Genomic DNA, 22189 nt, shown 5'->3' on the forward strand with positions numbered 1-22189 from the left:
TTTCTCAGGCGACTCCCAGTTCCTGCCGGATGCTCTCGAACTGGATCGCCATCGCCTCCGACAGCGCCCTGGCGGCGGAGAGCGGCCGGACCATCACGCAGAACTCGTCGATCAGGCCCTCGTCGTTGTGGTGCACGAAGTCGCAGCCGTTGACCTGGCGGTCGCCGATCCGCGCGGTGAACATCAGGGCGTGGTCGGTGCCGTCGGGGCTGGCCAGCTCCTTGACGTACCGGAGGTCCTCGAACACCGCGAACGCCCCGTGCAGGATGGCCAGGACCAGGTCCTTCCCGGTGTAGGGGGTGAAGGCGACCGGGCTGATGAACGTGACGTCGTCGGCGAGCATCGCCGGCACGATGTCCAGCGTCTCGTCCTCGACGGCCTGACGGAAGGGGTGCATCACGACCGCTCCTATTCAAGTCGTTGAGTAGAAGTTCAACGTACCGGCGCCGCCGATCGTTAACCAGTGACCGGCTCAGGTCGTCACTTGTTTTCGCGCCATCTTCCCTTCGAGTTAACCCTGTGCATCTGATCGCTTACGCGGTGTCCCGGTCGGGGAGGACCTCCGCCACACCCTCCGTGACAGAAGGCGGTCCGCATGACCCGAGTGCCGTACGAGCCGACGACGATCATCTGGCCCGAGGACAAGCGCTACCCCGCCCTCAGCCGCGGCTTCAACCAGCGCTGGATCGCCGAACCGGACTACGTGCGGCTGGTGCGGACCCCGGAGGAGGCGCGCGCCGCCCTCGCCGAGGCCGTACGGGACGACCCGCGCGGCCCCCGGCGGCGCGTCACCGTGCGGTCCGGCGGTCACTGCTACGAGAACTTCGTGTGCGGCGACGACGTCCGCGTGATCCTCGACGTCAGCCCGATGTGCGGCATCTCCTACGACGAGGACATGGACGCCTTCTGCGTGGAGGCGGGAGCGACCAACTGGCACGCGTACAGCCACCTCTATCCGCTGAGCGGCCGGGCCCTGCCCGGCGGGTCCTGCTACTCGGTCGGCCTGGGCGGGCACATCACCGGCGGAGGGTTCGGGCTGCTGTCGCGCCGGGACGGGCTCACCGTCGACTACCTGTACGCGGTGGAGGTCGCGGTCGTCCGCGATGACCGCACCGTCGAGCTCGTCGTGGCCAGGCGCGACGACGCCGACCCCGCCCGCGCCGAGCTGCTGTGGGCCCACACCGGCGGGGGCGGCGGCAACTTCGGCGTCGTCACCCGGTTCTGGTTCCGCGACCTGCCCGAACCGCCCCGGCAGGTGATGCTCGCCGGGCTGGCGTGGGACTGGTCCGAGTTCACCCGGGACGACTTCACGCACCTGGTGACGGCGTTCGGCGAGTACTTCCGCGACCACCAGGACCCGGCGACCGCGGCCGGCGGGCTCTTCGCCATGCTCAAGCTCACCCACCGCGGCAACGGGCAGATCGGGCTGCTGGCGCAGGTGGACGCCGACGACGAGCAGGGGCCGCGGGCGATGAGCGACTTCGTGGCCGCGCTCGACGGCCGGATCGGCCCCACGGCGCGGGCGATGACGTCCCCGATGGGCGAGCATCCGCCCGTCCTCCACATGGACGTCCCGCGCGTGCTGCCGTGGCTGACCGCGACGCAGGCGCTGAACGGCAGCGGCGAGAACCGCTGCGGCAAGTACAAGTCCGCCTACCTGCGCGAGCCGTTCACCGAGCAGCAGATCGCCGCGATGTGGGCGTACCTCGGCAACGAGCACTTCACCGGCTACCGGAACAAGCAGGCCCTCATCCAGGTCGACTCGTACGGGAGCGCGATCAACTCGCCGCCGCGCGACACCGCCGTCCGGCAGCGCGACTCCATCCTCAAGATGCAGTACCAGGTGTACTGGACGCGGCACGACCCCCGCGAGCCCGAGCACCTGGACTGGATCCGCCGGACGTACCGGGCGACGTTCGCCGGCACCCACGGCGTCCCCGTCGTCGGCGGGCAGACCGACGGCTGCTACGTCAGCTACCCCGACGTGGACCTGAACGATCCCCGCTGGAACGGCTCGGACCAGGACTGGCCGACGCTCTACTACAAGGACGCGTACCCGAGGCTGCGCCGCGTCAAGAGGTACTGGGACCCGCTGAACGTCTTCCGCCACCGCCAGTCCGTCAAGCCGGCGGACTTCTAGGGCGCGCGCTCTTCTCCCTCTTTCCCCTCTTCGCCTTCCCCCTCTTCGCCCTCCGCGCCCTCTTCGCCGGCGGGGACGGTGAAGAGGCGGATGTGGACGGGGCGGGCGCCGGGCGGCGCGTCCTCGGCGGTGAACCCGTGCTCGTGCAGGAGCCGGATGTACGCCTCGAAGAAGTCGGCGAGCCCCTGCTCGGTCATCCGGGTGAAGCCGCGCGAGAGCAGGGCCCAGGCGCGGTCCCTGAGGTACTCCTCGGGCAGCCGGCCGAGCAGCGCCATGTCCTCGGCGTGGCCGAGCCGCAGGACCTCCTCCAGGACGGGCCGGTCCTCCTCGGACAGCGACTCCGGCGGGGGCATCCGCAGGTCCCGGCGGCCCGGCGCGGTCCGCCACCAGCGCTCGCGCCCGCCGGAGCGTTCGGGGACGTCCTCGACGAACCCGTACTTCTCCAGCTGCCGCAGGTGGTAGCTCGTCGTGCCGGTGCTCTCGCCCAGGTGCGCGCCGAGTGTGGTGGACGTCGCGGGCCCGTCGGTGCCGAGCCGGTGCAGGATCCGCCGGCGCAGCGGGTGGCTGAGGGCCTTCAGCCGGCCGGGGTCGGCGAGTACGGGTGCGATCTCGTCCTCCATGAGGAGCAGCCTAATACTCCAGAGCCATCTTTGCAGAGAAAGCTTTGCAGAGAGTTCTCTGCAAACGTAGGGTCGCCGCCATGACAACCGCGACCACCGCCCTCCTGGCCTGCTTCCTTGCCGTACTCGCCCTCGCCTCGCCCGCCTCGGCCGTGCCTCCGCCCGTGTCCCCGGCCGCGGCCGCGGCGGGGCCGGCCGTGCCCGCGCCGCCCGGGCTGACCTCCGCCGACGTGACGTTCCAGGGGCACGGCGGGCTGACCCTGCACGGAACCGTCCTGGCCGAGGCGAAGGAGGCGGCGCCGCGTCCCGGCGTCGTGCTCGTCACCGGCTCGGGGTCGGGCGTGCCGCGCGAGCACCTGCTCACCGAGGCCGTCGCGTTCGCGCGGCAGGGCCTGGCCGTCCTGATCTACGACAAGCGGTCCGAGGGCTACACCGACTTCCGCCGCTCGTACTCCGAGCTGGCCACCGACGCGCTCGGCGCGGTCGGCGCGCTGCGCGCCCGGCCGGGCGTCGACCCCGGCAAGGTCGGCCTGTGGGGGCTCAGCGAGGGCGGCTGGGTGGCCCCGCTGGCCGCGTCCCGCTCGGCCGGCGTCGCGTTCGTGATCACCGTCGGCGGCAACGCCATGACGCCGCTGCGCCAGCAGCTCTGGAACGAGACCTCCGGCCTGCGCCGCGCCGGGGCGGACGGCTCGCTGCTCGACCGCGGCAAGCGCAACCTCGCGCGGTGGGGCGCGGACGCCGGGCTGTTCGCCGAGGCGCACTTCGACGGCGGGAAGGTGCTGGAGAAGGTCCGGCAGCCGTTCCTGGGCATCTGGGGGACCCGCGACCTGCAGACGCCGCCCGGGGACAACCCGCCGCTGGCCGCCGCCGCCCTGCGGCGCGGCGGGAACACCCGCTACACGTTCCGCTACTTCGAGGGCGCCGACCACGCGGCGCACCGGACCCCGGACGGCGGGCTCACCCGCGGCGAGGCCCTCGCCCCCGGGTACGCCGAGCTCGTCGGGACATGGGTCCGGGACGTGACCGGCGGCCGGATGCCGGACGCCGACGCCCCGGCGCCGCCGCGGCAGGACCACCCGAGCGTCGACGTGCCGCCCTCGGCGTGGTGGGAGTCGGCCTGGCCGCAGGTCGCCGCGTTCCTCTTCATGCTGGCGGCGTTCGCCGCGTACCCGGTGTGGGCGCTGGTGCGCCGGCTGCGCGGCCGCCGGGCGCGCCCGCTGAGCCGCTGGGCCCGGCTCGCCGCGGCGGCGGGCTTCGCCGCGGTCCTCGGTGTCTTCGGCTACCTCTTCTACCTGATGGCCGCCGGGCGCTGGCCGGACCCGGGGCCGCTCGTCGGCTCGGAGCCCGTGCCGTGGCTGGTGCTGCGGCTGCTGGCGGTGGCCGCCGTGGCGGCGACGGTGGCGACCGCGATGGCCTGGCGCCGCTCCGGCGGGTCCGTGCCGGGCGGCGAGCGGGTCCGCGCGGGGCTGCTCCTGGCCGCCGGGACGCTCTTCGTCCCGTGGGCCTTCTACTGGGGGCTCCTGGCGGTGTGACCCGTTTAGGCAGTAAGGCGGCAACCTTGGACTTCCCGTTGCCATAGGACGCAATAGCCGGGGGATTGTGATCAATGCCAACGACTTAGGGATATGTCCGGCGGTGCGCAACGAGGCGGACCGATCGTGCATACACCAGAAAGGCAAATGATCATGGCGAAGAACAAGAACGCGAAGAAGGCGCCCCGGGACCAGGCTCCCCGGTCGGGCGACAAGCTGCGCTGGCAGGGCCACGGCGACGCCGCCGCGGACCGCGACCAGGCCGACCGCGCCGACCGTGCCGACCGGGCCGAGCCCGTCGCCGCGGGCCGGGAGGGCGACCGCTTCGCGCTGAACGGTGAGCGGGCCGACCGCAAGGCGCCGGCCGCCAAGAAGCGGTAACGCGCGAGACCGTTCGGACGCGCTCCGCGTCTTCCCGTGTATTCGCGGGGGGCGCGGAGCGTTTCGCGTTCGCCGCGATCAGAACTGGGTGTTATGTCGGAAATGTAGGGCTTTAATGGTCCGGCTTATTCGGTGATCACTCGGGTAGGGCCTGCGATGTTCACGTGCCGACCAACAGGGGGACCCATGAGCACCGTGACCGCCAACGCGCCCGTACAGGACGTGATCGGGCTGCTGCGCCACCAGCACGAGCGCATTCGCGAGCTGTTCGACCTCGTCGGGCGGTCGGCGGGGACCGCGCGCGCCGAGGCGCTCGACCGGCTCGTGCGGCTGCTGGCCGTGCACGAGACCGCGGAGGAGGAGATCGTCCACCCGGTCGCGCGGCGCGCGCTGCCCGGCGGCGAGGAGGTGGTCGCCGAGCGGACCGCCGAGGAGGCCGCGGCCTGGCGGGCGCTGACCGAGCTGTACGCGATGGACCCGGACGGCCCGGAGTTCGCGGCCCGCCTCGCCCGGCTGCGCGGGGACGTGCTCGCGCACGCGCGGGCCGAGGAGGCGGAGGAGTTCTCCCGGCTCGGGGACGCGTTCAGCGACGCCCAGCGCCGGGCGCTCGCCGGCGCGGTGAAGGCGGCCGAGGCCATGGAGCCGGCCGTCCGGACGGCCCCGGGCACCGCGCCCGCGGGGCTGCCGGCCGGTCCGCCCGCGGCGGTGCTGGAGCGGGCCCGCGACCTCATCCGGGACGCGCTCGCCTGAACGTCCCGTCCCGTCCCGGCCCGGGCGGGCGCGGCCGGGCTCAGCGGCCGGCGGCGCGCGCCAGCGGCAGGGTCTCGCCGCGCTCGATGTGCCGCAGCCGCAGGCCCTTGCCGCGCATCGCGTCCTCGAAGTCCGACAGCGGGGACTTCATGACGGTGTAGTCGTCGTAGTGCACCGGCAGCGCGCTCGCGCAGCCGGCCGCCTCCACCCACGCGGCGCCCTGCGCGCCGTCCATCGTGACCACCAGCATGCCGAGCAGGGTGGTGCCGCCCAGGTGGACGATCCCGGCGTCGATGCCCGGATGGCGGCGGCCGATCTCGGCGATCTCGTCGTACATGACGGTGTCGCCGCTGATGCACAGCCGCAGCTCGGGATCGCCGTCGGCCGGGCCGAACTCCAGCAGCGTCCCCATGACCGGCGGCAGCAGCCGGTGGAACGGGGCGGGCCCGTGCCGGCCGGGCATCGCGGTGACGCGGACGGCGCGGTCGCCCTTGGCCAGCGTGCGGTGCCGCCAGGTCCGCATCCCGTGCGCGCGGGCGAAGCCGCGCCGCCGGAGGGTGCGGGCGGCGGCCGGGGTGGTGAGGACCGGCAGCCCGCGGTCCAGCCGGGCCTCCGCGACCCGGTCCCAGTGGTCGTCGTGCAGGTGCGACAGCAGCACGGCGTCGAGTTCGGGCAGCTCGTCGATCGTGATCGCCGGGTCCTTGAGCCGCTCGCTGGTCAGCCCGTAGCCGAGATGGGCGCGTTCTCCCCGGTGCAGGAAGTTGGGATCGGTCAGCAGCGTGAGGCCGCCGTACCTGATGATCGTGGTGGCGTTGCCGACGAACGTCACCGTCGGCCCGTGCGTGTCCATCGTGTCCCCCTTCGTCCCTCGCCGGGCGCATACCCTCCGGCACCGCAGGCACTCCTCCGCTGAACGCTCGTTGAACGGCACCGCCGGAACGTCGTAACCACAGGGGGGACCTCGTCAAACGATCGTTCAGTCACCTAGGCTGGGCGGGCCAGGGGGACCCCCTCATCAACGCCGGCGAAGGGTGCAACGGTGGACTTCACGCTTCCCGAGGAGCTCGTCGACCTCCTCGGCCGGATCGACGACTTCATCGAGCGCGAGATCAGGCCGCTGGAGGAGCGGGACGACAACATCCGGTTCTTCGACCACCGACGCGAGGACGCCCGCACCGACTGGGACCGCGGCGGCCTGCCCGCCCGCGAGTGGGAGGCGCTGCTCGGCGAGGTCCGGCGGCTGGCCGACCGGGCGGGCTTCTACCGCTACCCGTTCCCCAAGGAGTACGGGGGGATGGACGGCACCAACCTCGGCATGGCGGTGATCCGCGAGCACCTGGCCGCCAAGGGCCTCGGCCTGCACAACGACCTGCAGAACGAGCACTCGATCGTCGGCAACAACGTCGGGCTGCTGCTCATGCTCGCCTACGGCAGCGACGCGCAGAAGGACGAGTGGGTGGACGACCTCGCGCTCGGCCGGCGCGCGTTCGCGTTCGGGATCACCGAGCCCGCGCACGGCTCGGACGCGACGTTCATGGAGACGGCGGCGGTCCGGGACGGCGACGGCTGGGTGATCAACGGCGAGAAGACCTGGAACACCGGCGTCCATGTCGCCAGCCACGACCTGATCTTCGCCCGCACCTCCGGGGAGCCGGGGGACGGGACGGGCATCACCGCGTTCCTGGTGCCGACGGACGCTCCCGGCTTCAAGGTCGAGGAGTACCTGTGGACGTTCAACATGCCGACCGACCACGCGCACATCTCGCTGACCGACGTGCGGGTGCCGGACTCGGCGATCTTCGGCGCGGAGGGCCGCGGGCTCCAGGTCGTCCAGCACTTCTTCAACGAGAACCGGATCCGGCAGGCGGCCTCCAGCCTGGGCGCCGCGCAGTTCTGCGTGAACGAGGCCGTCGCGTACGCCCGGGAGCGCAAGCCGTTCGGGAAGCCGCTGGCGGCGAACCAGGCCATCCAGTTCCCGCTGGTCGAGTTGCAGACGCAGTGCGACATGCTGCGCGCCCTGATCCACAAGACCGCGTGGCAGATGGACCAGGACGGCCCCTTCTCGGTGTCGAAGGAGGTCTCGATGTGCAACTACTGGGCGAACCGGCTGTGCTGCGAGGCCGCCGACCGCGCAATGCAGGTGCACGGGGGCCTCGGCTACTCGCGGCACAAGCCGTTCGAGCACATCTACCGGCACCACCGGCGCTACCGGATCACCGAGGGGGCCGAGGAGATCCAGATGCGCCGGGTGGCCGGCTACATGTTCGGCTTCATGAAGCAGCGCGCCCCCAAGGGCGTCGCCGAGTGACCGGCGACGCCCGGCGCGGTCAGCCGACCTTGGAGTCGCGTCCCTCCCAGTAGGGGTCGCGCAGGCTGCGCTTGAGCACCTTGCCCGACGGGTTCCGCGGGATCTCCTCGATGCGGTCGAAGCTCCGCGGGATCTTGTACGAGGCGAGGTGCTCCCGGCAGTACTCCTGGATCGCTGTGTCGGCCGGGTCGGCGCCCGGCCGCACCACGACCGCGGCGTGCACCGACTCGCCCCACTCGTCCGAAGGGATCCCGAAGACCGCGGCGTCGGCCAGGTCGGGGTGGGCGGTCAGCACCGCCTCGATCTCGGCCGGGTAGATGTTCATCCCACCGGAAATGATCATGTCGGAGCGGCGGTCGCAGATGTAGACGAAGCCCTCCTCGTCCCGGTAGGCGATGTCGCCGACGGTCATCCAGTCGCCGATCCGGGACGCCTCGTACTTCTGGTCGGCCTTGTAGTACGCGTCGAACACGATGCTGCTGCGCACGTACAGGTCGCCGGGCACGTGCGGCTCGGTGATCTGCTCGCCGTCCGCGCCGAACAGGCCGATCTCGATGCCGGGGGCCGGGCGGCCGCAGCTGCCGGGCTTCCGCATCTGGTCCTCGGGCAGCAGGATCGTGTCCACGCCCAGCTCCGTCGACCCGTACACCTCGTAGAGGGAGTCGTTCCCGACGCGCTCCACGTAGCGGCGCTTGAGCTCGAACGGCCACGGCGCCGCGTTGGCGATCACCCGCCGGAGCGACGACAGGTCGTACTTCGCGAACGTCTCCTCGGGCAGGTCGACGACCCGGCGGATCGGCGTCGGCGCGGAGAACGTCGTGGTGACCTTGTGCTCGTCGACCAGCTCCAGCCAGCGCTCGGGCGTGAACTCGCGCATGACGACGACCGTGCCGCCCATCTGCTGGACGATCTGCATGAAGCTCATCGGCCCGGAGTGGTAGAGCGGCCCGGTGGTGAGGTAGACGTCGCCCGGCTGGTAGCCGATCGTCATCACCAGCCCCAGGATGATCTCCGGGTCGGGGGCGCCGCGGACGACGCCCTTGGGCTTGCCGGTCGTCCCGGACGTGTAGAACATCGACGTCCCGGCCGCGTCGTCCTCGCCGGCCGCGACCGGCTCCGCCTCCGGCCTCCCGGCCGACTCGGTCTCCAGGTGGGCGGCCCAGGACGGGACGTCGCCGGGCTCGCAGCGGAACGCCAGCCAGGACGTGACGGCCCCGACCTCCGCCGCGGCCCGTTCCAGCTGCGGGGCCTGCTCGACGTCGAACAGCACGACGGCCGCGTCGGCGTTCTCGACGACGTACGCGGCCTCCTCGGGGCTGAGGCGGTAGTTGAGCGGGACGGCGATGGCTCCCGCCTTGCGGGCCGCGACGATCAGTGCCAGCACCTCGGTGCTGTTGCGGCCGCACCAGACGACCTTGGTGCCGGCGGTGACGCCGAGGCCGATCAGCAGGTGGGCGTACCGGTTGGCCATCGCGTTGAACGCGGCGTAGTCGACCCGCCGGTCCTCCTCGATGACGGCGATCTTGTCCGGGGTGGCGGCGGCATGGGCGGCGAGCGGATCCTCCACGGGCGTCTCCTCGCTGCGATCAGGTGCAACAGGTGGGGAAAATCACCGTACGATCGTTCAACCGCCGGGAGCAAGAGCCAGCAAGACCGGTACGCCCTCCGTTGAACGATCGATCAACGGCGTTCCGCGATCAGGAGCAGGAACAGCGCGATGGGGAAGCCCTGGCGCCACCAGGGGTCGGTCCGGAGTCGCTCGGCGGACGGGTGGGGCTCGCGCAGGTCCGCGATGACGAAGCCGGCGTCTCGGAGCGTTCCAGAGTAGTACTCCAGCGGGCGCAGCCAGGAGGTGATCTCGGACGGCGACTCCAGCCCGTCCACCAGGAAGCGCTGGTCGATGCCGCGCGGGGCGAAGTAGCGCTCGGCGGGCACGGCGTCGGCCGCGCCCCGCTCGGCGTCGAAGGTGTAGAAGCACGGGTGCAGGGTGAGGACGACCAGCCGGCCGCCGCTCTTCAGCACGCGGGCGAACTCGCCGATCGCGTCCGCCGGGTCCTGGAGATGGCTGAACAGGTGGTTGCAGACGACCAGGTCGAAGCCGCCGTCCTCGACGGGCAGGTCGTCGGCGCTCGCGCGGACGAACGTGACGCCGCCGCCCGTCGCGCCGTTCTCGGGCGAAGCGGCCGTGGCCGCGTCGATCAGCCCCTGGGCGGCGTCGATCCCCACGACGTCGGCGCCCATCGCCGCCAGCCGGCGGGACAGGTAGCCCTCGCCGCAGCCCGCGTCCAGGATCCGCAGGCCCGCGCACGGGCCGATCGCGTCCAGGACGGCCTGGTCGGTCAGCTCGGTGCGGTACCGGTCCCGGCCCTCCCGGATGATCTTCACCCAGTAGTCCGCGTTCGCCTCCCACCGCTCCCGCGTGAGCGCCGCGCCCGCCGCCTTCGCGGCCTCGGTCCGCGCGCCCGCGGTCCGCGCGCCCGCGGCCGCCGTCTCCGTGCGTGTGGCCTCGTCCACCGGCCCCCCTCGTCCTTCTTCTTCCGTCAGGGCATGCCCTTGATCTTTTTCACCAGTTCCGCGCACGCGGTCCGGATCCTGCGGTCCGCGCAGCGCGTTCCGCGCCGTTCCAGTGCCGCGACCAGATCGGTCCTCCGATGCCCGAACGTGGGATCGCGGCGCAGGGCCAGGGGAATATAGGTCGACACCAGATAATAGAAATAGGCGTCGTTATAACTGGCGATCTCCCGCAGCACCTCGCGCGCGGTGTTCCGCAGCAGCAGCGCGCTGGGCAGCGTGAAGTCCGGGCTGATCCGGCCGTCCCGGGTATAGGTCGGGAACGACCATTCCTCCAGCGCCGTGTACATCGGCGTCCGGTCGAGCTCGCGCCGGTACCGCTCGGCCAGCTCGACGTCGTTGGAGCCGATGAGGGCGCCCATCACCACCCCGCGCATCATGAACGCGCTCTGCCGCCCGGCGGGCCGTCCCGCCAGCTCGGCGCCCGGCGTGCCGGTCACCTTGCTGACCTGGTGGGTGAGGATGTTGAGGGCCAGGATCGAATGGAACGAGTAGGTCTTGCGGTCGAGCCGGGGAGCGAGGTCGACCGACGCCTCCAGGAGCTTGCGCGGATCCTTGAGCAGGCCGCCCTCGGCGGCGTAGAGGACCTCCAGCGCGCGGTCCGGCTCGCGCCCCCAGAAGCGGGCGAGGTAGGACGTGACCTTCTGCCCGGCGTCGCCGCGCATGATGTGCAGCGCGGCCTCCAGCGCGTTGAGCAGGTGCTGCCGGGCGACGGGGGAGCCGTCCAGGGCGTCCAGGTCGACCGCCAGGCCCGCCGATTCCAGGCCGTCCACCAGCGAGTCGCGCCTTTTCCGGAGCGAATGCGCCATGAAGTACTCGGCGATTCCCGGTACCGACGACATCAGGCTCTGCAGCGACCGGCCGCTGATGCGGTCGAGCCAGCCGGTGTTGTCCCAGAGCCGGGAGACCGTGCTCTTGTCCAGCCCGGAGAACATCGCGACATCGGACATGTTCAGCCCGAGATCCTTGGTGATTTCCGAGAGAGACTTCGGCTCGCTGCCCGCTGTCATGAGACGCCCTGTTGATGGCCCTTTCCGGAGTTCCGATCGTAACCGGGTGATCGGGGGCGTCGAGGCGCAACGGTGCAATCGCCCGTCCCGTTCCCTCCGCCGGCGCACGCGAGGGCGGGCGGTGCGCGCGGCGGCCGGACGGCTCATCCGGGCGTCCGGCCGATGCGGCCGAGCAGGGGGACGGAACCGCCGAGGGCGGGCCGGCCGCCCTCGACGGCGAGCCCGAGCGGCGGCCCGGCCGGGCGGAGGCCCCGCGTGATCCCGTCCAGCTCGGCCGCGCTCCGCGGGGTGAACGGGATGCCCGCGTCCCGGTACAGCGCGGCCACCGCCTCCAGCGCCGGCGTCCGCTCCGCATGGGAGACCGCCACCCTGCTGCCCGGCGGCAGCCCGGCCAGCAGCTCCCCGAAGACGCCGGCCGGATCCTCGTCGTCGGTGACGAAGTGCAGCACGCTGAACAGCAGCACACCCACCGGCCGGCGGAAGTCGATCAGCCGCCGCAGCCCCGGCAGCGCCAGCAGCGCGCCCGGATCGCGCAGGTCGGCCTCGAACGCGCCGCAGCGGCCGCCCGCGGCCAGCAGCGCCCGGGCGTGGCTGACCACCATCGGGTCGTTGTCGACGTACGCCACCCGGCAGGACGGGGCGGCGCGGCGGACGACGTCGTCCACGTTGTCGTGCGACGGCAGCCCGCAGCCGATGTCGACGAACTGCCGGATGCCCTCCTCGGCGGCCAGCAGCAGGCAGACCCGGCGCAGGAACGCGCGGTTGGCCCGGACCAGCCGGGAGATGACGGGCGCGCGGCCGGCGGCCCGCTCGGCGAGGTCGCGGTCGGCGGCGTAGTTGTCCTTGCCGCCGAGGTAGTAGTCGTACACGCGGGCGGCGCTGGGCCCGGCGTCCCCGAACGTGCCGGCGCCGGCGCGGGACCCGTCCCGGCCGCCGATGCCCAGCACGATCCCCACCGCGGCCGCTCCTACCGGGCCCCGTCCACGGCCACCCGGAACCAGAACGTGGTCGTCCCGCCGGTGTCGTGGTGGGTGCCGTAGTCGCGGGCCAGCGCCTGGATCAGGTACAGCCCGCGGCCGTTCACCGGGGGCGGGTCGCCGGCGCCGCCGCGGAGCCCGGCGCGCTCGCCGGGCCGGCCGCCGGGCAGCGAGCCGCCGTCGGTGACCTCCACCCGCACGTACGGGCCGATCCGCAGCGCGCGGAGCCGGACCGTGCCGTCGGGGCGGGGGAGGGCGTGCACGACGCAGTTGGTGACGGCCTCGCTGGTGAGCAGCTCCAGGTCGTCCAGGAGGTCGGCGCTCGCCTCGCAGCACTCGGCCACCAGCGCCCGGATGTACGAGCGGGCGGGCCGTACCGCCGCGGGCGTGGAGGCCAGGTCGATCTCGCCCAGCAGGCCGCCGGAGGCCGCGCCGGGGCGGTGGGCGCCGGCGGTGCCGAGCTCCAGCGACGGCTCGGCCGCGCGCCGCGCGCGGAACGGCGGCGTGCCGGGCCAGGCGTCGAGCGAGTCCATGGCGACGGCGTCGTCGCGGATCCGGGCAGGGCTGTATCCGAACATGCGCCTCGCACCCTGGGGAGTCGGACAGAGATGACGGGCCACGCGCGGGCGCGCCGGGAACCGGCCCGGCTCCGCCCGCACGACAGCCACTCTGACGCAGGGGCGCGTGGCGAGTCACCCTGCCTTGCATGCGTGCAAAGGCCCTGTGCCCACCTGCGGAAAGCGGCCGATCCGGTGCCGCGGCGGGGGCGAGCGCGCCGCGAACCCCCAGGTGGCGGGCCGATGGCGGGCCGATGTGCCGGATGTGGCCGGACGTGGCTTCCCGGACGCCGGGCGAGCGTGCGCGGACGGCTCCGCCCACCCCTCGGCCGCGCCGGAGAGGCGCGGCGGCAGAATACGGCGGATGAGCTCCGATCTCCCGCTGGCCGGGATGCGCGTCATCGAGCTGTCCAGCTTCGTCGCCTCGCCGCTGGGCGGGATGACGCTCGCGCAGCTCGGCGCCGACGTGATCCGGGTCGACCAGTCCGGCGGCGGCCCCGACATCGACCGGTGGCCGCTCGCGCCGTCCGGCACGAGCCTCTACTGGGCGGGCCTGAACAAGGGCAAGCGCTCGGTCACGGCCGACCTCCGCTCCCCGGAGGGCCGCGCGATCGTCGCCCGGCTGATCGCGGCGGGCGGGCAAGGCGGCGGAATCGTGCTGACGAACGCGGCGCCGCGCGCGGGCCTCTCGTTCGAGGAGCTGCGCGCCGCCCGCCCGGACCTGATCCACCTGCGGCTGCTCGGGCACCGCGACGGCCGCAACGCGGTCGACTACACGGTGAACGCCGAGCTGGGCGTCCCGTACCTGACCGGCCCGGAGGACCACGACGGCCCGGTCAACCACGCGCTTCCCGTCTGGGACGTCACGTGCGGCCTGTACGTCGCGGTCGGGCTGCTGGCCGCGGAGCGGCACCGCTCGCGTACCGGGGAGGGCCGGCGGGTCGAGATCGCGCTGCGCGACGTGGCGCTGGCCACCCTGGGCAACCTCGGCCACCTGGCCGAGGCGCAGCTGTGCGGGGCGCCCCGGCCGCGGCTCGGCAACGACCTGTTCGGCGACTTCGGCCGCGACTTCGGCACCGCGGACGGGCGGCGCGTCATGGTCGTCACGCTGTCGGCGCGGCACTGGCGCGACCTGGTCGCCGCGACCGGCCTCGGCGAGGTCGTCGCGGCGATGGAACGGGCGTACGGCGCCGACTTCCGCCGCGCGGGCGACCGCTACGCGCACCGCGGGCCCCTCGCCGGGGTGCTGGCCCCGTGGTTCGCGTCCCGGACGCACGCGGAGATCGAGCGGGACCTCAAGGACACGTCCGTGCTGCACGGGCGCTACGGCGACCTCGGCGAGCTGGTCGCGGACGGCGCGGCGGCGCTGCGCTCCGACCCGCTGATGGGCGTGCTCGACCAGCCGGGCGCGGGACCGCACCTGGCGCCCGGCCCGCCGCTGCTCTTCGACGGCCGCCAGGACGCGCCCCGCCCGGCGCCGGTCCTCGGCGAGCACACCGACGAGGTGCTCGGCGAGCTGCTCTCGCTGCCGGCGGCCGAGCTTGCCGACCTGCGCGGGCGCGGCGTGGTGGGGGAGCGGGAGGAGCGGCGGTGAGCCTGGCGGAGTACGTGGCCGGGTGGCGTCCCGGCGAGGTGACCGGTTCGGAGGTCGTCGGGGAGGCGCCGGCGGCGCGGCTCGCGGCGATCTTGGACGTGCCGGGGGCCGGTGCCTCGCTGCCGCCGCTGTGGCACTGGCTGTACTTCCTGGACTGGCCCGCGCGGTCCGCGCTGGGCGCCGACGGCCATCCGGCGGACGGGCACTTCCTGCCGCCGATCCCGTCCCGCACGCGCATGTTCGCCGGGGGGCGGCTGCGGATCGCCGCGCCGCTGGAGGTGGGCGCCGTCGCGGTCCGCACGTCGTCGCTCGCCGAGGTGAAGGTGAAGCGGGGGCGTTCGGGCGAGCTGCTGTTCGTGACCGTGCGGAACGAGATCAGGCAGAACGGCGAGCCGCGGCTGAGCGAGGAGCAGGACCTCGTCTACCGCTCCGGCGGCGCCACCGGAGCGGCCGCGCATGAGACCGTCCCGGGCGAGCCGGTCTCCGAGGCCCCCTGGCGGCTGCCGCTGCGGGCCGATCCGGCGCTGCTGTTCCGGTTCAGCGCCGTCACCGCGAACGCGCACCGCATCCACTACGACCTGCCGTACGCGCGGGACGTGGAGCGCTATCCCGGCCTGGTCGTCCACGGGCCGCTGCTGGCCGTCCTGATGGCCGAGCTGCCCCGCGCGCACGCGCCGGAGCGCCGCGTGTCCGCGCTGGCGTACCGCTTCCGGCGGCCGGTGTTCGCGGGCGAGCAGGTGCTGGTGGCGGGCGGTCCCGAGGACGGCGGAGCGGGAATGGCGGTCGTGGACGCGGCCGGGACGGTCCGCGCGGAGGCGCACGCGGAGTTCGCGCCGTGAGGGGAGAGAGCAGATGTACGAGCTGAGCGACGAGGAGGCCGCGATCGTCGCGACCGTCCGCGAGTTCGTCGACCGCGACGTGCGGCCGGTCGTCCGGGAGCTGGAGCACGCCGACGCGTACCCGGAGAAGCTGATCGAGCGGATGAAGGCGATGGGCGTCTTCGGGCTGGCCATCCCCGAGCCGTACGGGGAGGCGGCGGTGTCGACGCCGTGCTACGCGCTCGTCGCCGAGGAGCTGGCGCGCGGCTGGATGAGCCTGGCCGGGGCGATGGGCGGCCATTCCGTGGTGTCCAAGCTGCTGCTGGCGTTCGGGACCGAGGAGCAGAAGCGGCACTACCTGCCGCGGATGGCGACCGGCGAGATCCGCGCGACGATGGCGCTGACCGAGCCCGGCGGCGGCTCCGACCTCCAGGCGCTGCGCACGGTGGCCCGCCGCGACGGCGACGCGTACGTGATCGACGGCGCCAAGACGTGGATCACCAACGCCCGCCGCTCCGACCTGGTCGCGCTGCTGTGCAAGACCGATCCGGACGCGGTGCCCGCGCACGCCGGGATCAGCGTCCTGCTGGTGGAGAAGGTGCCCGGCTTCACCGTCTCCCGCGACCTGCCCAAGCTCGGCTACAAGGGCGTGGAGAGCTGCGAGCTGTCGTTCGACGGCTGCCGGGTGCCGGTCTCGGCGCTGCTCGGCGGCGAGGAGGGCCGCGGGTTCGCGCAGATGATGAAGGGCCTGGAGATCGGCCGGATCCAGGTGGCCGCGCGCGCCACCGGCGTCGGCCGCGCCGCGTTCGACGACGCGTTCCGGTACGCGCAGGAGCGGGAGAGCTTCGGCAAGCCGATCTGGAAGCACCAGAGCATCGGCCACTACCTCGCCGACATGGCCACCAAGCTCACCGCCGCGCGCCGGCTGCTGCTGCACGCGGCGGAACGGTACGACAGCGGCGAGCGCGCCGACATGGAGGCCGGGATGGCGAAGCTGTTCGCGTCCGAGACCGCCATGGAGATCGCGCTGGACGCCGTCCGCATCCACGGCGGGTACGGCTACTCGACGGAGTTCGACGTGGAGCGCTACTTCCGCGACGCCCCGCTGATGATCGTCGGGGAGGGCACCAACGAGATCCAGCGGAACGTGATCGTCAACCAGCTGATCGCGCGCGGCGGGCTTCCGTAGCGGAGTCGTGCGGGACGCCCAGCCCGTCCAGGAACGCCCCGGCCGCCGGCGACGGCCGGAACCGGCTCCACACCAGGTGCTCCACCCGCGCCGGGGCCTCGTCGACCCGCAGCACCCGCAGGTCGGGGACCTGCCCGACGAACGCGGCGGGCAGCATCGCGACGCCCAGCCCGGCGCGGACCATCCGGGCCATGAAGTCGACCATGGTCACCTCGAACGCGACCTCGCGGCGGAGCCCGGCCGCCGCGAACGCCTCGTCCGACTGGAGGCGCCCGGCCGAGCCGGCGGGGAAGTCGACGAACACCTCCTCCGCCAGCCGTTCCAGGCTCACCCGGGTCTCGGCGGCCAGCGGGTGCCCGGGCGGGACGACGGCGACCAGCTCGCCGCGCGCCAGCTCGTGGCCGCGCACGCCCTTCGGCCGCACCTCGCGCGGGAGGCCGAGGAACGCCACGTCCAGCGCGCCCTGCGCCACCTCCTCGGCCAGCATCTCGCTGCCGCCGACCTTGAGCGTGATCCGCACGCGGGGGTGGCGGTCGTGGAACTCCTTCATCGCCGCCGGCAGGTCGACGGCCGCGACCGTCGGGATGGTGCCGATCGCCAGCCGGCCGCGGATCTCGCCCGCCGCCGCGGCGACCTCGGCGCGGGCCCGGTCGGCCGCCTCCAGCGCCTGCCGCGCGGCGGGCAGGAACGCCTCGCCGGCCGGCGTCAGCCGCACCCGCCGGCTGGTGCGGTCGAACAGCCGGGCGCCCAGCTCGCGTTCCAGCCGGGCGATCTGGTGGCTCAGCGCCGACTGGACGACCAGGCACTTCTCGGCGGCCCGGGTGAAGTTCCCGAGCTCGGCCACCGCCACCACGTAACGCATCTGCTGCAGGTCCACGCGATCCATCTTGATTCACGATCGATCCGATGACAAACATGTGTTGGACTCATCGATCGTTCCCGGCCAGGCTCGGAGCCATGACGATCGCACTCGAGCGTCCCGGCCCGAAGGCGGCCGAGCCCGGCCTCGGCCGCGGGCTGCTGCTCCTCATGTCCGTCGCGACCGGCCTGTCGGTCGCGGGCAACTACTTCGCCCAGCCGCTCCTCGACCTGATCGGCCGCGAGCTGCGCCTCGGCACGACGATGGCCGCGCTGGTCGTCACGGCCGCGCAGGTCGGCTACGCGCTGGGCCTGATGCTGCTCGTCCCGCTCGGCGACCTCGTCGAGCGCCGCCGCCTCGCGGTCACGCTCTTCGGCGCCACGGCGGGCTTCCTCGTCCTGACCGCGGTCGCGCCCGACGGCAGGGTGCTGCTCGCGGGCACCGCCCTCACCGCGCTCACCTCGGTCGCCGCCCAGGTCGTCGTCCCGTACGCGGTGACCCTCGCCGCCCCCGAGCAGCGCGGCCGCGTCGTCGGCACCGTGATGACCGGCCTGCTCCTGGGCGGCCTGCTGGCCCGCACCGCCTCCGGCGCGCTGTCCGAACTCGGCGGCTGGCGGACGGTCTACTGGGTCAACGCCGTCCTCATGGTCGCCGTCGCCGCCCTCCTGTGGCGCCACCTGCCGCCGCTGCACACCCCGGCCGGGCTCTCGTACCCCGCGCTGCTGCGCTCCACGTTCGCCCTGTTCCGGCACGAGCCGCTGCTGCGCTGGCGGGCCGGGATCGGCGCGCTCTCGCTCGCCTCGTTCAACGTGCTGTGGACGGCCATCACGTTCCTGCTCGCCGGCCGGTACGGCTGGTCGGAGTTCGCGATCGGCCTGTTCGGCCTGGTCGGGATCGCGGGCGCCCTGTCCACCCTCGCCGCCGGGCGGCTGGCCGACCGCGGGTACGTGCAGTGGCTCACCGGCGCCGGAACCGCCGTCCTCGCCCTGTCCTGGATCGCGATCGGCGCGGGCGGCGCGTCCCTGTGGTGGCTGCTCGGCGGCGTGCTCGTCCTGAACGTGGCGCAGCAGACCGTCCTCAACGCCAACCAGAACGTCCTGTACGCGCTGCGCCCGGAGATCCGCAACCGGCTGAACTCCGCGTTCATGACCGCGTTCTTCGCCGGCGGCGCCGCCGGGTCGGCCCTCACCTCGGTCGTCTGGGTGAGCGCGGGCTGGACCGGCGTCAGCGTCCTCGGCGGCTCCCTCGCCACCGGAACCTTCGTCCTCTGGGCGCTCGAGCGCGCCCGCACCCGCTGAAAGGAACACAGGCGATGCGCATCACCGTCTTCGGAGCGGCCGGCAGCATCGGCGGCAGGATCGTCACCGAGGCCCTGTCCCGCGGCCACGACGTCACCCCCGTCACCCGGCGGCCCGTCCCCGGCGCCCGTACCGGCGACGCCGCCGACATCGGCGACGTCGTCGCGCTGAGCACCGGCCAGGACCTCGTCATCAGCGCGACCCGTCCCGCCCCCGGCAGCGAGCACGAACTCGCCGCCACCACGCGGACCCTGCTGGCCGGGCTGCGGCGCACCGGCGTCCGGCTCCTGCTGGTCGGCGGCGCCGCGACCCTCACCGACCCCGCCACCGGCCTGCGGGTGGTCGACGGGCCGGACTTCCCGGCCGCGTGGCGTCCCATCGCCCTGGCCTGCGCCGACCAGCTCGACGCGTGCCGCGCCGAGACCGCCGTGGACTGGGCGTACGCGAGCCCGCCCGCGCTGATCGAGCCCGGCAACCGCACCGGCCGCTACCGGCTGGGCGCCGACGAGCTGGTCGTGGACGCCGGCGGTGTCTCGGCCATCTCCATGGAGGACTTCGCGGTCGCCCTCCTCGACGAGGCCGAGCGCCCCAAGCACACGCGCACGCGCTTCACCGTCGGCTGGTAGAGGTGGGGCATGAAGGGATTCGCGCGGCGGGAGTTCCAGCTCGTCCTGCTCCGGCGGATGGCCGACTACCGGCCGGAGCTGGTGGAGGCGGCCGCGGCCGCGCTGGGATCGTCCCGGACGGAGATGCGCGCGGTGAACGCCCGCTGGCAGCGCATGGTGCGGTCGCCCGGGTTCCCGGACGGGCGGCGCCGGCTGGCGGCGGTGCTCGGCCCGCCGCTGAGCGAGGAGGTCCGGCGCACCGGCGACGTCGAGACCGCGGTGGCGCGGTGGCCCCTCGCCCTGTGGCCGGACCTGCTGTACGAGGCGGTGACCGGCCTGAACGGGGTCGTCCTGCACGAGTGGCTGGTGCGGGCGGAGGGCGTGCCCGTCCCCGCGCCGCCGCGGGCGGGCGGCGACCTGGAGCCGTGGTCGTACGTCGTGGGGGACATGGACCGGCTCTTCGGCGGCGCGCGGCACTCCGCCGGGGAGGTCCCGAGCCGCTGGCACGTCGAGTTCGCCGCGGGCGGCACGGCGTACATCGCGCACTTCGTGTGGGGACTCCTCCAGCACGTCGAGCCGGCTGAACCGTCCGGCGGGCACGGCCCGTAGGACAGGGAGAGCGCGGCACGGCACGGAGAGGACCGGGGGACGCGAGGCGACGCGAGGCCACGCGAGGGGACGCGAGAGGTCACGAAAGCGTCCCGTTCACGGGGTCGACGGGTGCGCGGCGGGAATCGGGCGTGCGGGGGTGGGCGGTTGTGTTGTGACCGCATTCACGAAAGGCACTGCGGTTCGGTAGCCGGGATCGGTCCGATGCGCGCCGAGCGTCGCCCCTGGTGATCCGGCGCTGACGATGCGTGTGTGGGTGCATACCACCGGGTATCCGGCATCAACCGTACAAAGCCCACCAACCCTGTCCCAAATACCCCGGCCGCGTGCCGTCTCGCGGGCGTCGCCCGCGTCCCAGAGGTGTCCGTTTTGCCGGGTTCTCTCATGGGCGGCCCGCGTCGCACGAGGTGGCGGGGCGCTCCGGGGAAAAATCACGGGCGCCGCCATAATTGTGCCGATTTTTGCTTGCCGGCGGCCGGCCGTCATTATGTACATGATCAGGTGCGGGCTGAACTGTCCCATTCAGGGGTGTCTGATTTTACGTTATGCGTTTGAAATACAGTTGTTTCCGATAGTTCACGTGCCGCCGCCGTGACCGCTCCGTGCCCGGGCTGTTACCTTCAATGTGTTTGGCCGATCGGGGAAATCACGAAGGGCCAGGAAGCGCGCCAGGAAGAAGATCACCCTAGCAGGAGGGTAACGCAAATGGAAAATGCGCAAATGATTTCCCGGGATGAGCTGCGGATGTGGCTGATTGACCAGGTGGCGTTCTACCTCGACAAGCCGGCCGAGGGCATCGACCCGCGGGTCGAGCTGGCCCGGTACGGGGTGGACTCCGTGTACGCCATCAGCATCGTCAGCGACATCGAGGACCACCTCCAGGTGGAGGTCGACGTGGCGGAGGCCCGCCGCCGGGGGACCGTCGACACCCTCACCGACTACCTGCTGGAACTGGTCGCCTGATGGACCCGGTGGTGGTGTTCGGCGACAGCCTGGCCGAGGGGCGCGACGACCCCGGCCCGGCCGGCGGCTGGAACGGCTGGGCCGGGCGCCTCGCCCGCAACCTGCGCTGGCCGCGCGGCACCGTCGTCAACGTCGCCGGGCCGGGGGCGACCATGGCCGACGTCGTCGGCGTCCAGCTGCCCCGCGTCGAGGGGCTGCGGCCCCGGCTGGCGCTGCTCAACTGCGGCATGAACGACGCCCTGAACGGCTTCGACCGGGCCCGGCTCGCCGGCCAGGTCAAGGAGTGGTTCGGCTGGGCCGCGGCCGCCGGCGCGCAGGCCGTCGCGGCGCCCGTCCCGCACCCGCCGCTGTTGGAGCGCACCATCATCTCGAACTTCAGGAAAGGCCGGATTCTGCAGCGTGTCGGGGAGTTCAACGAGGAGCTCAGGGACAACGCGCGGGCATTCGGCATGACATTCCTCGAACCCGCCGCCGTGGCCGCGGTGGAGGACCCGTCACTGTGGAGTTCTGACGGGATCCATCTCAACTCGGTGGGTCATGCCCATGTCGCCGAAGTGATCACGGAAATCGTCAGCGGCCTGCTCGGCGAGCAGGCCATACCAGCATCGGGATAGCCCGGTATAACCCGGGATAACCACTGTCTGGGGTAGAGATGAAGAGATCGCTCTCCTTAGCCGACCCCCACACCACCTCCCGCAACGACTCCCGCGCCGGCATCGGCTTCTCGCAGGCTGCCAAGACGGCCGCGCTCGGGCCGATACTCCTCCTCCAGGCCCGCCGGACGGCGCGCCGCACCCCGCGCCTCGACCCCGCGACCGGCGCCGACCGCGGCGCCGTGACCGGACGCGGCCCCCACCTGCGGGTCCTCGTGATCGGCGAGTCCACCGCCGTCGGCGTCGGCGCGTCCTGGCACGCCGAGGCGCTGCCCGGCTTCCTCGCCCGCGCCCTGCGCGAGCGGCTGCGCCGTACCGTGGCCTGGACGGTCACCGGCCGCAACGGCGCCACCGCCCGCCGCGTCACCCGCGACGTCGTCCCCTCGCTGACTCCGGCCCTCAACGGCGAGACACCGGACGTGGTCGTGGTGACCGTGGGGATCAACGACCTGATCCGGCGGCGCCCGCTGGAGTCCTGGCACGCCGACCTGTCCGAGCTGGTCGCCGCCCTCCGCCGCCGGTACCGCCGCGCCGAGCTGCTGGTCGCCGGGATGCCGCCGGTGGACCGCTTCCCCGTACTGCCGCAGCCGCTGCGCGGGGTGATGGCCGCCCGCGCCCGCGCGATGGACCGCGTCATGCGCGAGGTCGCGCGCGCCAACGGCGCGATCCACGTGCCGATGGACCCGGCGATGGCGGGCGACCGCGCCCTGTTCGCCGCCGACGGCCTGCACCCTTCGCCGGACGGCTACCGCATC

Annotated in this window: 23 protein-coding genes; 14 read left to right on the forward strand and 9 right to left on the reverse strand. The window is 73.2% G+C overall.

Going from position 1 to position 22189, the window contains the following annotated elements; all coding sequences use genetic code 11:
* Positions 1–4: 4 nt before the first annotated feature.
* Positions 5–397, reverse strand: a complete 393-nt coding sequence (locus ACA361_RS36575; protein ID WP_375019688.1) for a nuclear transport factor 2 family protein — start codon at positions 395–397, stop codon at positions 5–7.
* A 198-nt stretch (positions 398–595) separates the two neighbouring features.
* On the opposite strand from ACA361_RS36575, the gene ACA361_RS36580 reads away from it, so the two are divergent.
* Entirely contained in the window at positions 596–2140 is a 1545-nt protein-coding gene (locus tag ACA361_RS36580) for an FAD-binding oxidoreductase (RefSeq protein WP_375019689.1), read from the forward strand.
* Here ACA361_RS36580 and ACA361_RS36585 read toward each other — a convergent pair.
* Entirely contained in the window at positions 2137–2760 is a 624-nt protein-coding gene (locus ACA361_RS36585) for an ArsR/SmtB family transcription factor (protein ID WP_375019690.1), read from the reverse strand. The genes ACA361_RS36580 and ACA361_RS36585 overlap by 4 nt on opposite strands.
* A gap of 80 nt (positions 2761–2840) precedes the next feature.
* On the opposite strand from ACA361_RS36585, the gene ACA361_RS36590 reads away from it, so the two are divergent.
* The 3 genes from ACA361_RS36590 to ACA361_RS36600 all read left to right on the forward strand — a co-directional run bounded on the left by ACA361_RS36590 (position 2841) and on the right by ACA361_RS36600 (position 5423).
* Entirely contained in the window at positions 2841–4292 is a 1452-nt protein-coding gene (locus ACA361_RS36590) for an alpha/beta hydrolase (protein ID WP_375019691.1), read from the forward strand.
* A 153-nt stretch (positions 4293–4445) separates the two neighbouring features.
* Positions 4446–4673, forward strand: coding sequence for a hypothetical protein (locus ACA361_RS36595; protein ID WP_375019692.1), 228 nt, complete (start codon positions 4446–4448; stop codon positions 4671–4673).
* A gap of 186 nt (positions 4674–4859) precedes the next feature.
* Entirely contained in the window at positions 4860–5423 is a 564-nt protein-coding gene (locus ACA361_RS36600) for a hemerythrin domain-containing protein (protein ID WP_375019693.1), read from the forward strand.
* Between the two features lie 40 nt (positions 5424–5463).
* On the opposite strand, the gene ACA361_RS36605 is transcribed toward ACA361_RS36600, so the two are convergent.
* Positions 5464–6273 (reverse strand): MBL fold metallo-hydrolase, encoded by an 810-nt coding sequence (locus ACA361_RS36605; protein ID WP_375019694.1) that lies wholly within the window; start codon positions 6271–6273, stop codon positions 5464–5466.
* A gap of 189 nt (positions 6274–6462) precedes the next feature.
* On the opposite strand from ACA361_RS36605, the gene ACA361_RS36610 reads away from it, so the two are divergent.
* Complete coding sequence (locus ACA361_RS36610) at positions 6463–7731, forward strand: acyl-CoA dehydrogenase family protein (protein WP_375019695.1); 1269 nt, start codon at positions 6463–6465, stop codon at positions 7729–7731.
* Between the two features lie 19 nt (positions 7732–7750).
* On the opposite strand, the gene ACA361_RS36615 is transcribed toward ACA361_RS36610, so the two are convergent.
* From ACA361_RS36615 to ACA361_RS36635, 5 genes are all read right to left on the reverse strand, one after another.
* The gene (locus ACA361_RS36615) at positions 7751–9298 is read right to left on the reverse strand and encodes an AMP-binding protein (RefSeq protein ID WP_375019696.1); all 1548 of its coding nucleotides are present in this window, start codon (positions 9296–9298) and stop codon (positions 7751–7753) included.
* 113 nt (positions 9299–9411) lie between these two features.
* Positions 9412–10245, reverse strand: a complete 834-nt coding sequence (locus ACA361_RS36620; protein ID WP_375019697.1) for a class I SAM-dependent methyltransferase — start codon at positions 10243–10245, stop codon at positions 9412–9414.
* A gap of 26 nt (positions 10246–10271) precedes the next feature.
* Positions 10272–11252 (reverse strand): hypothetical protein, encoded by a 981-nt coding sequence (locus ACA361_RS36625; RefSeq protein WP_375019698.1) that lies wholly within the window; start codon positions 11250–11252, stop codon positions 10272–10274.
* A gap of 203 nt (positions 11253–11455) precedes the next feature.
* Positions 11456–12268, reverse strand: coding sequence for an SAM-dependent methyltransferase (locus tag ACA361_RS36630; protein ID WP_375019699.1), 813 nt, complete (start codon positions 12266–12268; stop codon positions 11456–11458).
* An 11-nt stretch (positions 12269–12279) separates the two neighbouring features.
* A complete protein-coding gene (locus ACA361_RS36635) occupies positions 12280–12867 on the reverse strand; it encodes an ATP-binding protein (protein ID WP_375019700.1) in 588 nt (195 codons plus the stop codon).
* Between the two features lie 343 nt (positions 12868–13210).
* Here ACA361_RS36635 and ACA361_RS36640 point away from each other — a divergent pair, with 343 nt between their 5' ends.
* From ACA361_RS36640 to ACA361_RS36650, 3 genes are read left to right on the forward strand one after another with little or no spacing between them, the layout of a single operon-like run.
* On the forward strand, positions 13211–14440 hold the full coding sequence (locus ACA361_RS36640) for a CoA transferase (RefSeq protein ID WP_375019701.1): 1230 nt from the start codon (positions 13211–13213) through the stop codon (positions 14438–14440).
* Positions 14437–15279: a MaoC family dehydratase N-terminal domain-containing protein gene (locus ACA361_RS36645; RefSeq protein WP_375019702.1), complete on the forward strand. Its 843-nt coding sequence runs from the start codon at positions 14437–14439 to the stop codon at positions 15277–15279. The genes ACA361_RS36640 and ACA361_RS36645 overlap by 4 nt, the downstream gene beginning before the upstream one ends.
* A gap of 13 nt (positions 15280–15292) precedes the next feature.
* The gene (locus tag ACA361_RS36650) at positions 15293–16447 is read left to right on the forward strand and encodes an acyl-CoA dehydrogenase family protein (RefSeq protein WP_375019703.1); all 1155 of its coding nucleotides are present in this window, start codon (positions 15293–15295) and stop codon (positions 16445–16447) included.
* On the opposite strand, the gene ACA361_RS36655 is transcribed toward ACA361_RS36650, so the two are convergent.
* Positions 16413–17324, reverse strand: coding sequence for a LysR family transcriptional regulator (locus ACA361_RS36655; RefSeq protein WP_375019704.1), 912 nt, complete (start codon positions 17322–17324; stop codon positions 16413–16415). The genes ACA361_RS36650 and ACA361_RS36655 overlap by 35 nt on opposite strands.
* An 80-nt stretch (positions 17325–17404) precedes the next feature.
* On the opposite strand from ACA361_RS36655, the gene ACA361_RS36660 reads away from it, so the two are divergent.
* From ACA361_RS36660 to ACA361_RS36685, 6 genes are all read left to right on the forward strand, one after another.
* Positions 17405–18604 carry an MFS transporter gene (locus tag ACA361_RS36660; protein ID WP_375019705.1) on the forward strand — a complete coding sequence of 400 codons (1200 nt, stop codon included), beginning with the start codon at positions 17405–17407 and terminating at the stop codon, positions 18602–18604.
* Positions 18605–18618: 14 nt separating this feature from the next.
* On the forward strand, positions 18619–19230 hold the full coding sequence (locus tag ACA361_RS36665; RefSeq protein ID WP_375019706.1) for an NAD(P)-dependent oxidoreductase: 612 nt from the start codon (positions 18619–18621) through the stop codon (positions 19228–19230).
* A 9-nt stretch (positions 19231–19239) separates the two neighbouring features.
* Complete coding sequence (locus tag ACA361_RS36670) at positions 19240–19818, forward strand: hypothetical protein (RefSeq protein WP_375019707.1); 579 nt, start codon at positions 19240–19242, stop codon at positions 19816–19818.
* Positions 19819–20538: 720 nt separating this feature from the next.
* Positions 20539–20781 (forward strand): acyl carrier protein, encoded by a 243-nt coding sequence (locus ACA361_RS36675; protein WP_375019708.1) that lies wholly within the window; start codon positions 20539–20541, stop codon positions 20779–20781.
* Positions 20781–21395: an SGNH/GDSL hydrolase family protein gene (locus ACA361_RS36680; RefSeq protein WP_375019709.1), complete on the forward strand. Its 615-nt coding sequence runs from the start codon at positions 20781–20783 to the stop codon at positions 21393–21395. Before ACA361_RS36675 ends, ACA361_RS36680 begins: the two co-directional genes overlap by 1 nt.
* Before the next feature lie 38 nt (positions 21396–21433).
* A partial coding sequence (locus ACA361_RS36685; RefSeq protein WP_375019710.1) for an SGNH/GDSL hydrolase family protein occupies positions 21434–22189 on the forward strand: 756 nt, incomplete at its 3' end.

The sequence above is a fragment of the Actinomadura sp. 21ATH genome, from assembly GCF_041951345.1.
GTDB lineage: Bacteria > Actinomycetota > Actinomycetes > Streptosporangiales > Streptosporangiaceae > Spirillospora.

Coding starts and splice junctions, on each gene's coding strand:
- ACA361_RS36680 (WP_375019709.1), top strand. CDS start 20,781: ATGGACCCGGTGGTGGTGTTCGGCGACAGCCTGGCCGAGGGGCGCGAC.
- ACA361_RS36580 (WP_375019689.1), top strand. CDS start 596: ATGACCCGAGTGCCGTACGAGCCGACGACGATCATCTGGCCCGAGGAC.
- ACA361_RS36575 (WP_375019688.1), bottom strand. CDS start 397: ATGCACCCCTTCCGTCAGGCCGTCGAGGACGAGACGCTGGACATCGTG.
- ACA361_RS36585 (WP_375019690.1), bottom strand. CDS start 2,760: ATGGAGGACGAGATCGCACCCGTACTCGCCGACCCCGGCCGGCTGAAG.
- ACA361_RS36595 (WP_375019692.1), top strand. CDS start 4,446: ATGGCGAAGAACAAGAACGCGAAGAAGGCGCCCCGGGACCAGGCTCCC.
- ACA361_RS36675 (WP_375019708.1), top strand. CDS start 20,539: ATGATTTCCCGGGATGAGCTGCGGATGTGGCTGATTGACCAGGTGGCG.
- ACA361_RS36605 (WP_375019694.1), bottom strand. CDS start 6,273: ATGGACACGCACGGGCCGACGGTGACGTTCGTCGGCAACGCCACCACG.
- ACA361_RS36670 (WP_375019707.1), top strand. CDS start 19,240: ATGAAGGGATTCGCGCGGCGGGAGTTCCAGCTCGTCCTGCTCCGGCGG.
- ACA361_RS36600 (WP_375019693.1), top strand. CDS start 4,860: ATGAGCACCGTGACCGCCAACGCGCCCGTACAGGACGTGATCGGGCTG.
- ACA361_RS36640 (WP_375019701.1), top strand. CDS start 13,211: ATGAGCTCCGATCTCCCGCTGGCCGGGATGCGCGTCATCGAGCTGTCC.
- ACA361_RS36635 (WP_375019700.1), bottom strand. CDS start 12,867: ATGTTCGGATACAGCCCTGCCCGGATCCGCGACGACGCCGTCGCCATG.
- ACA361_RS36660 (WP_375019705.1), top strand. CDS start 17,405: ATGACGATCGCACTCGAGCGTCCCGGCCCGAAGGCGGCCGAGCCCGGC.
- ACA361_RS36590 (WP_375019691.1), top strand. CDS start 2,841: ATGACAACCGCGACCACCGCCCTCCTGGCCTGCTTCCTTGCCGTACTC.
- ACA361_RS36650 (WP_375019703.1), top strand. CDS start 15,293: ATGTACGAGCTGAGCGACGAGGAGGCCGCGATCGTCGCGACCGTCCGC.
- ACA361_RS36625 (WP_375019698.1), bottom strand. CDS start 11,252: ATGTCCGATGTCGCGATGTTCTCCGGGCTGGACAAGAGCACGGTCTCC.
- ACA361_RS36665 (WP_375019706.1), top strand. CDS start 18,619: ATGCGCATCACCGTCTTCGGAGCGGCCGGCAGCATCGGCGGCAGGATC.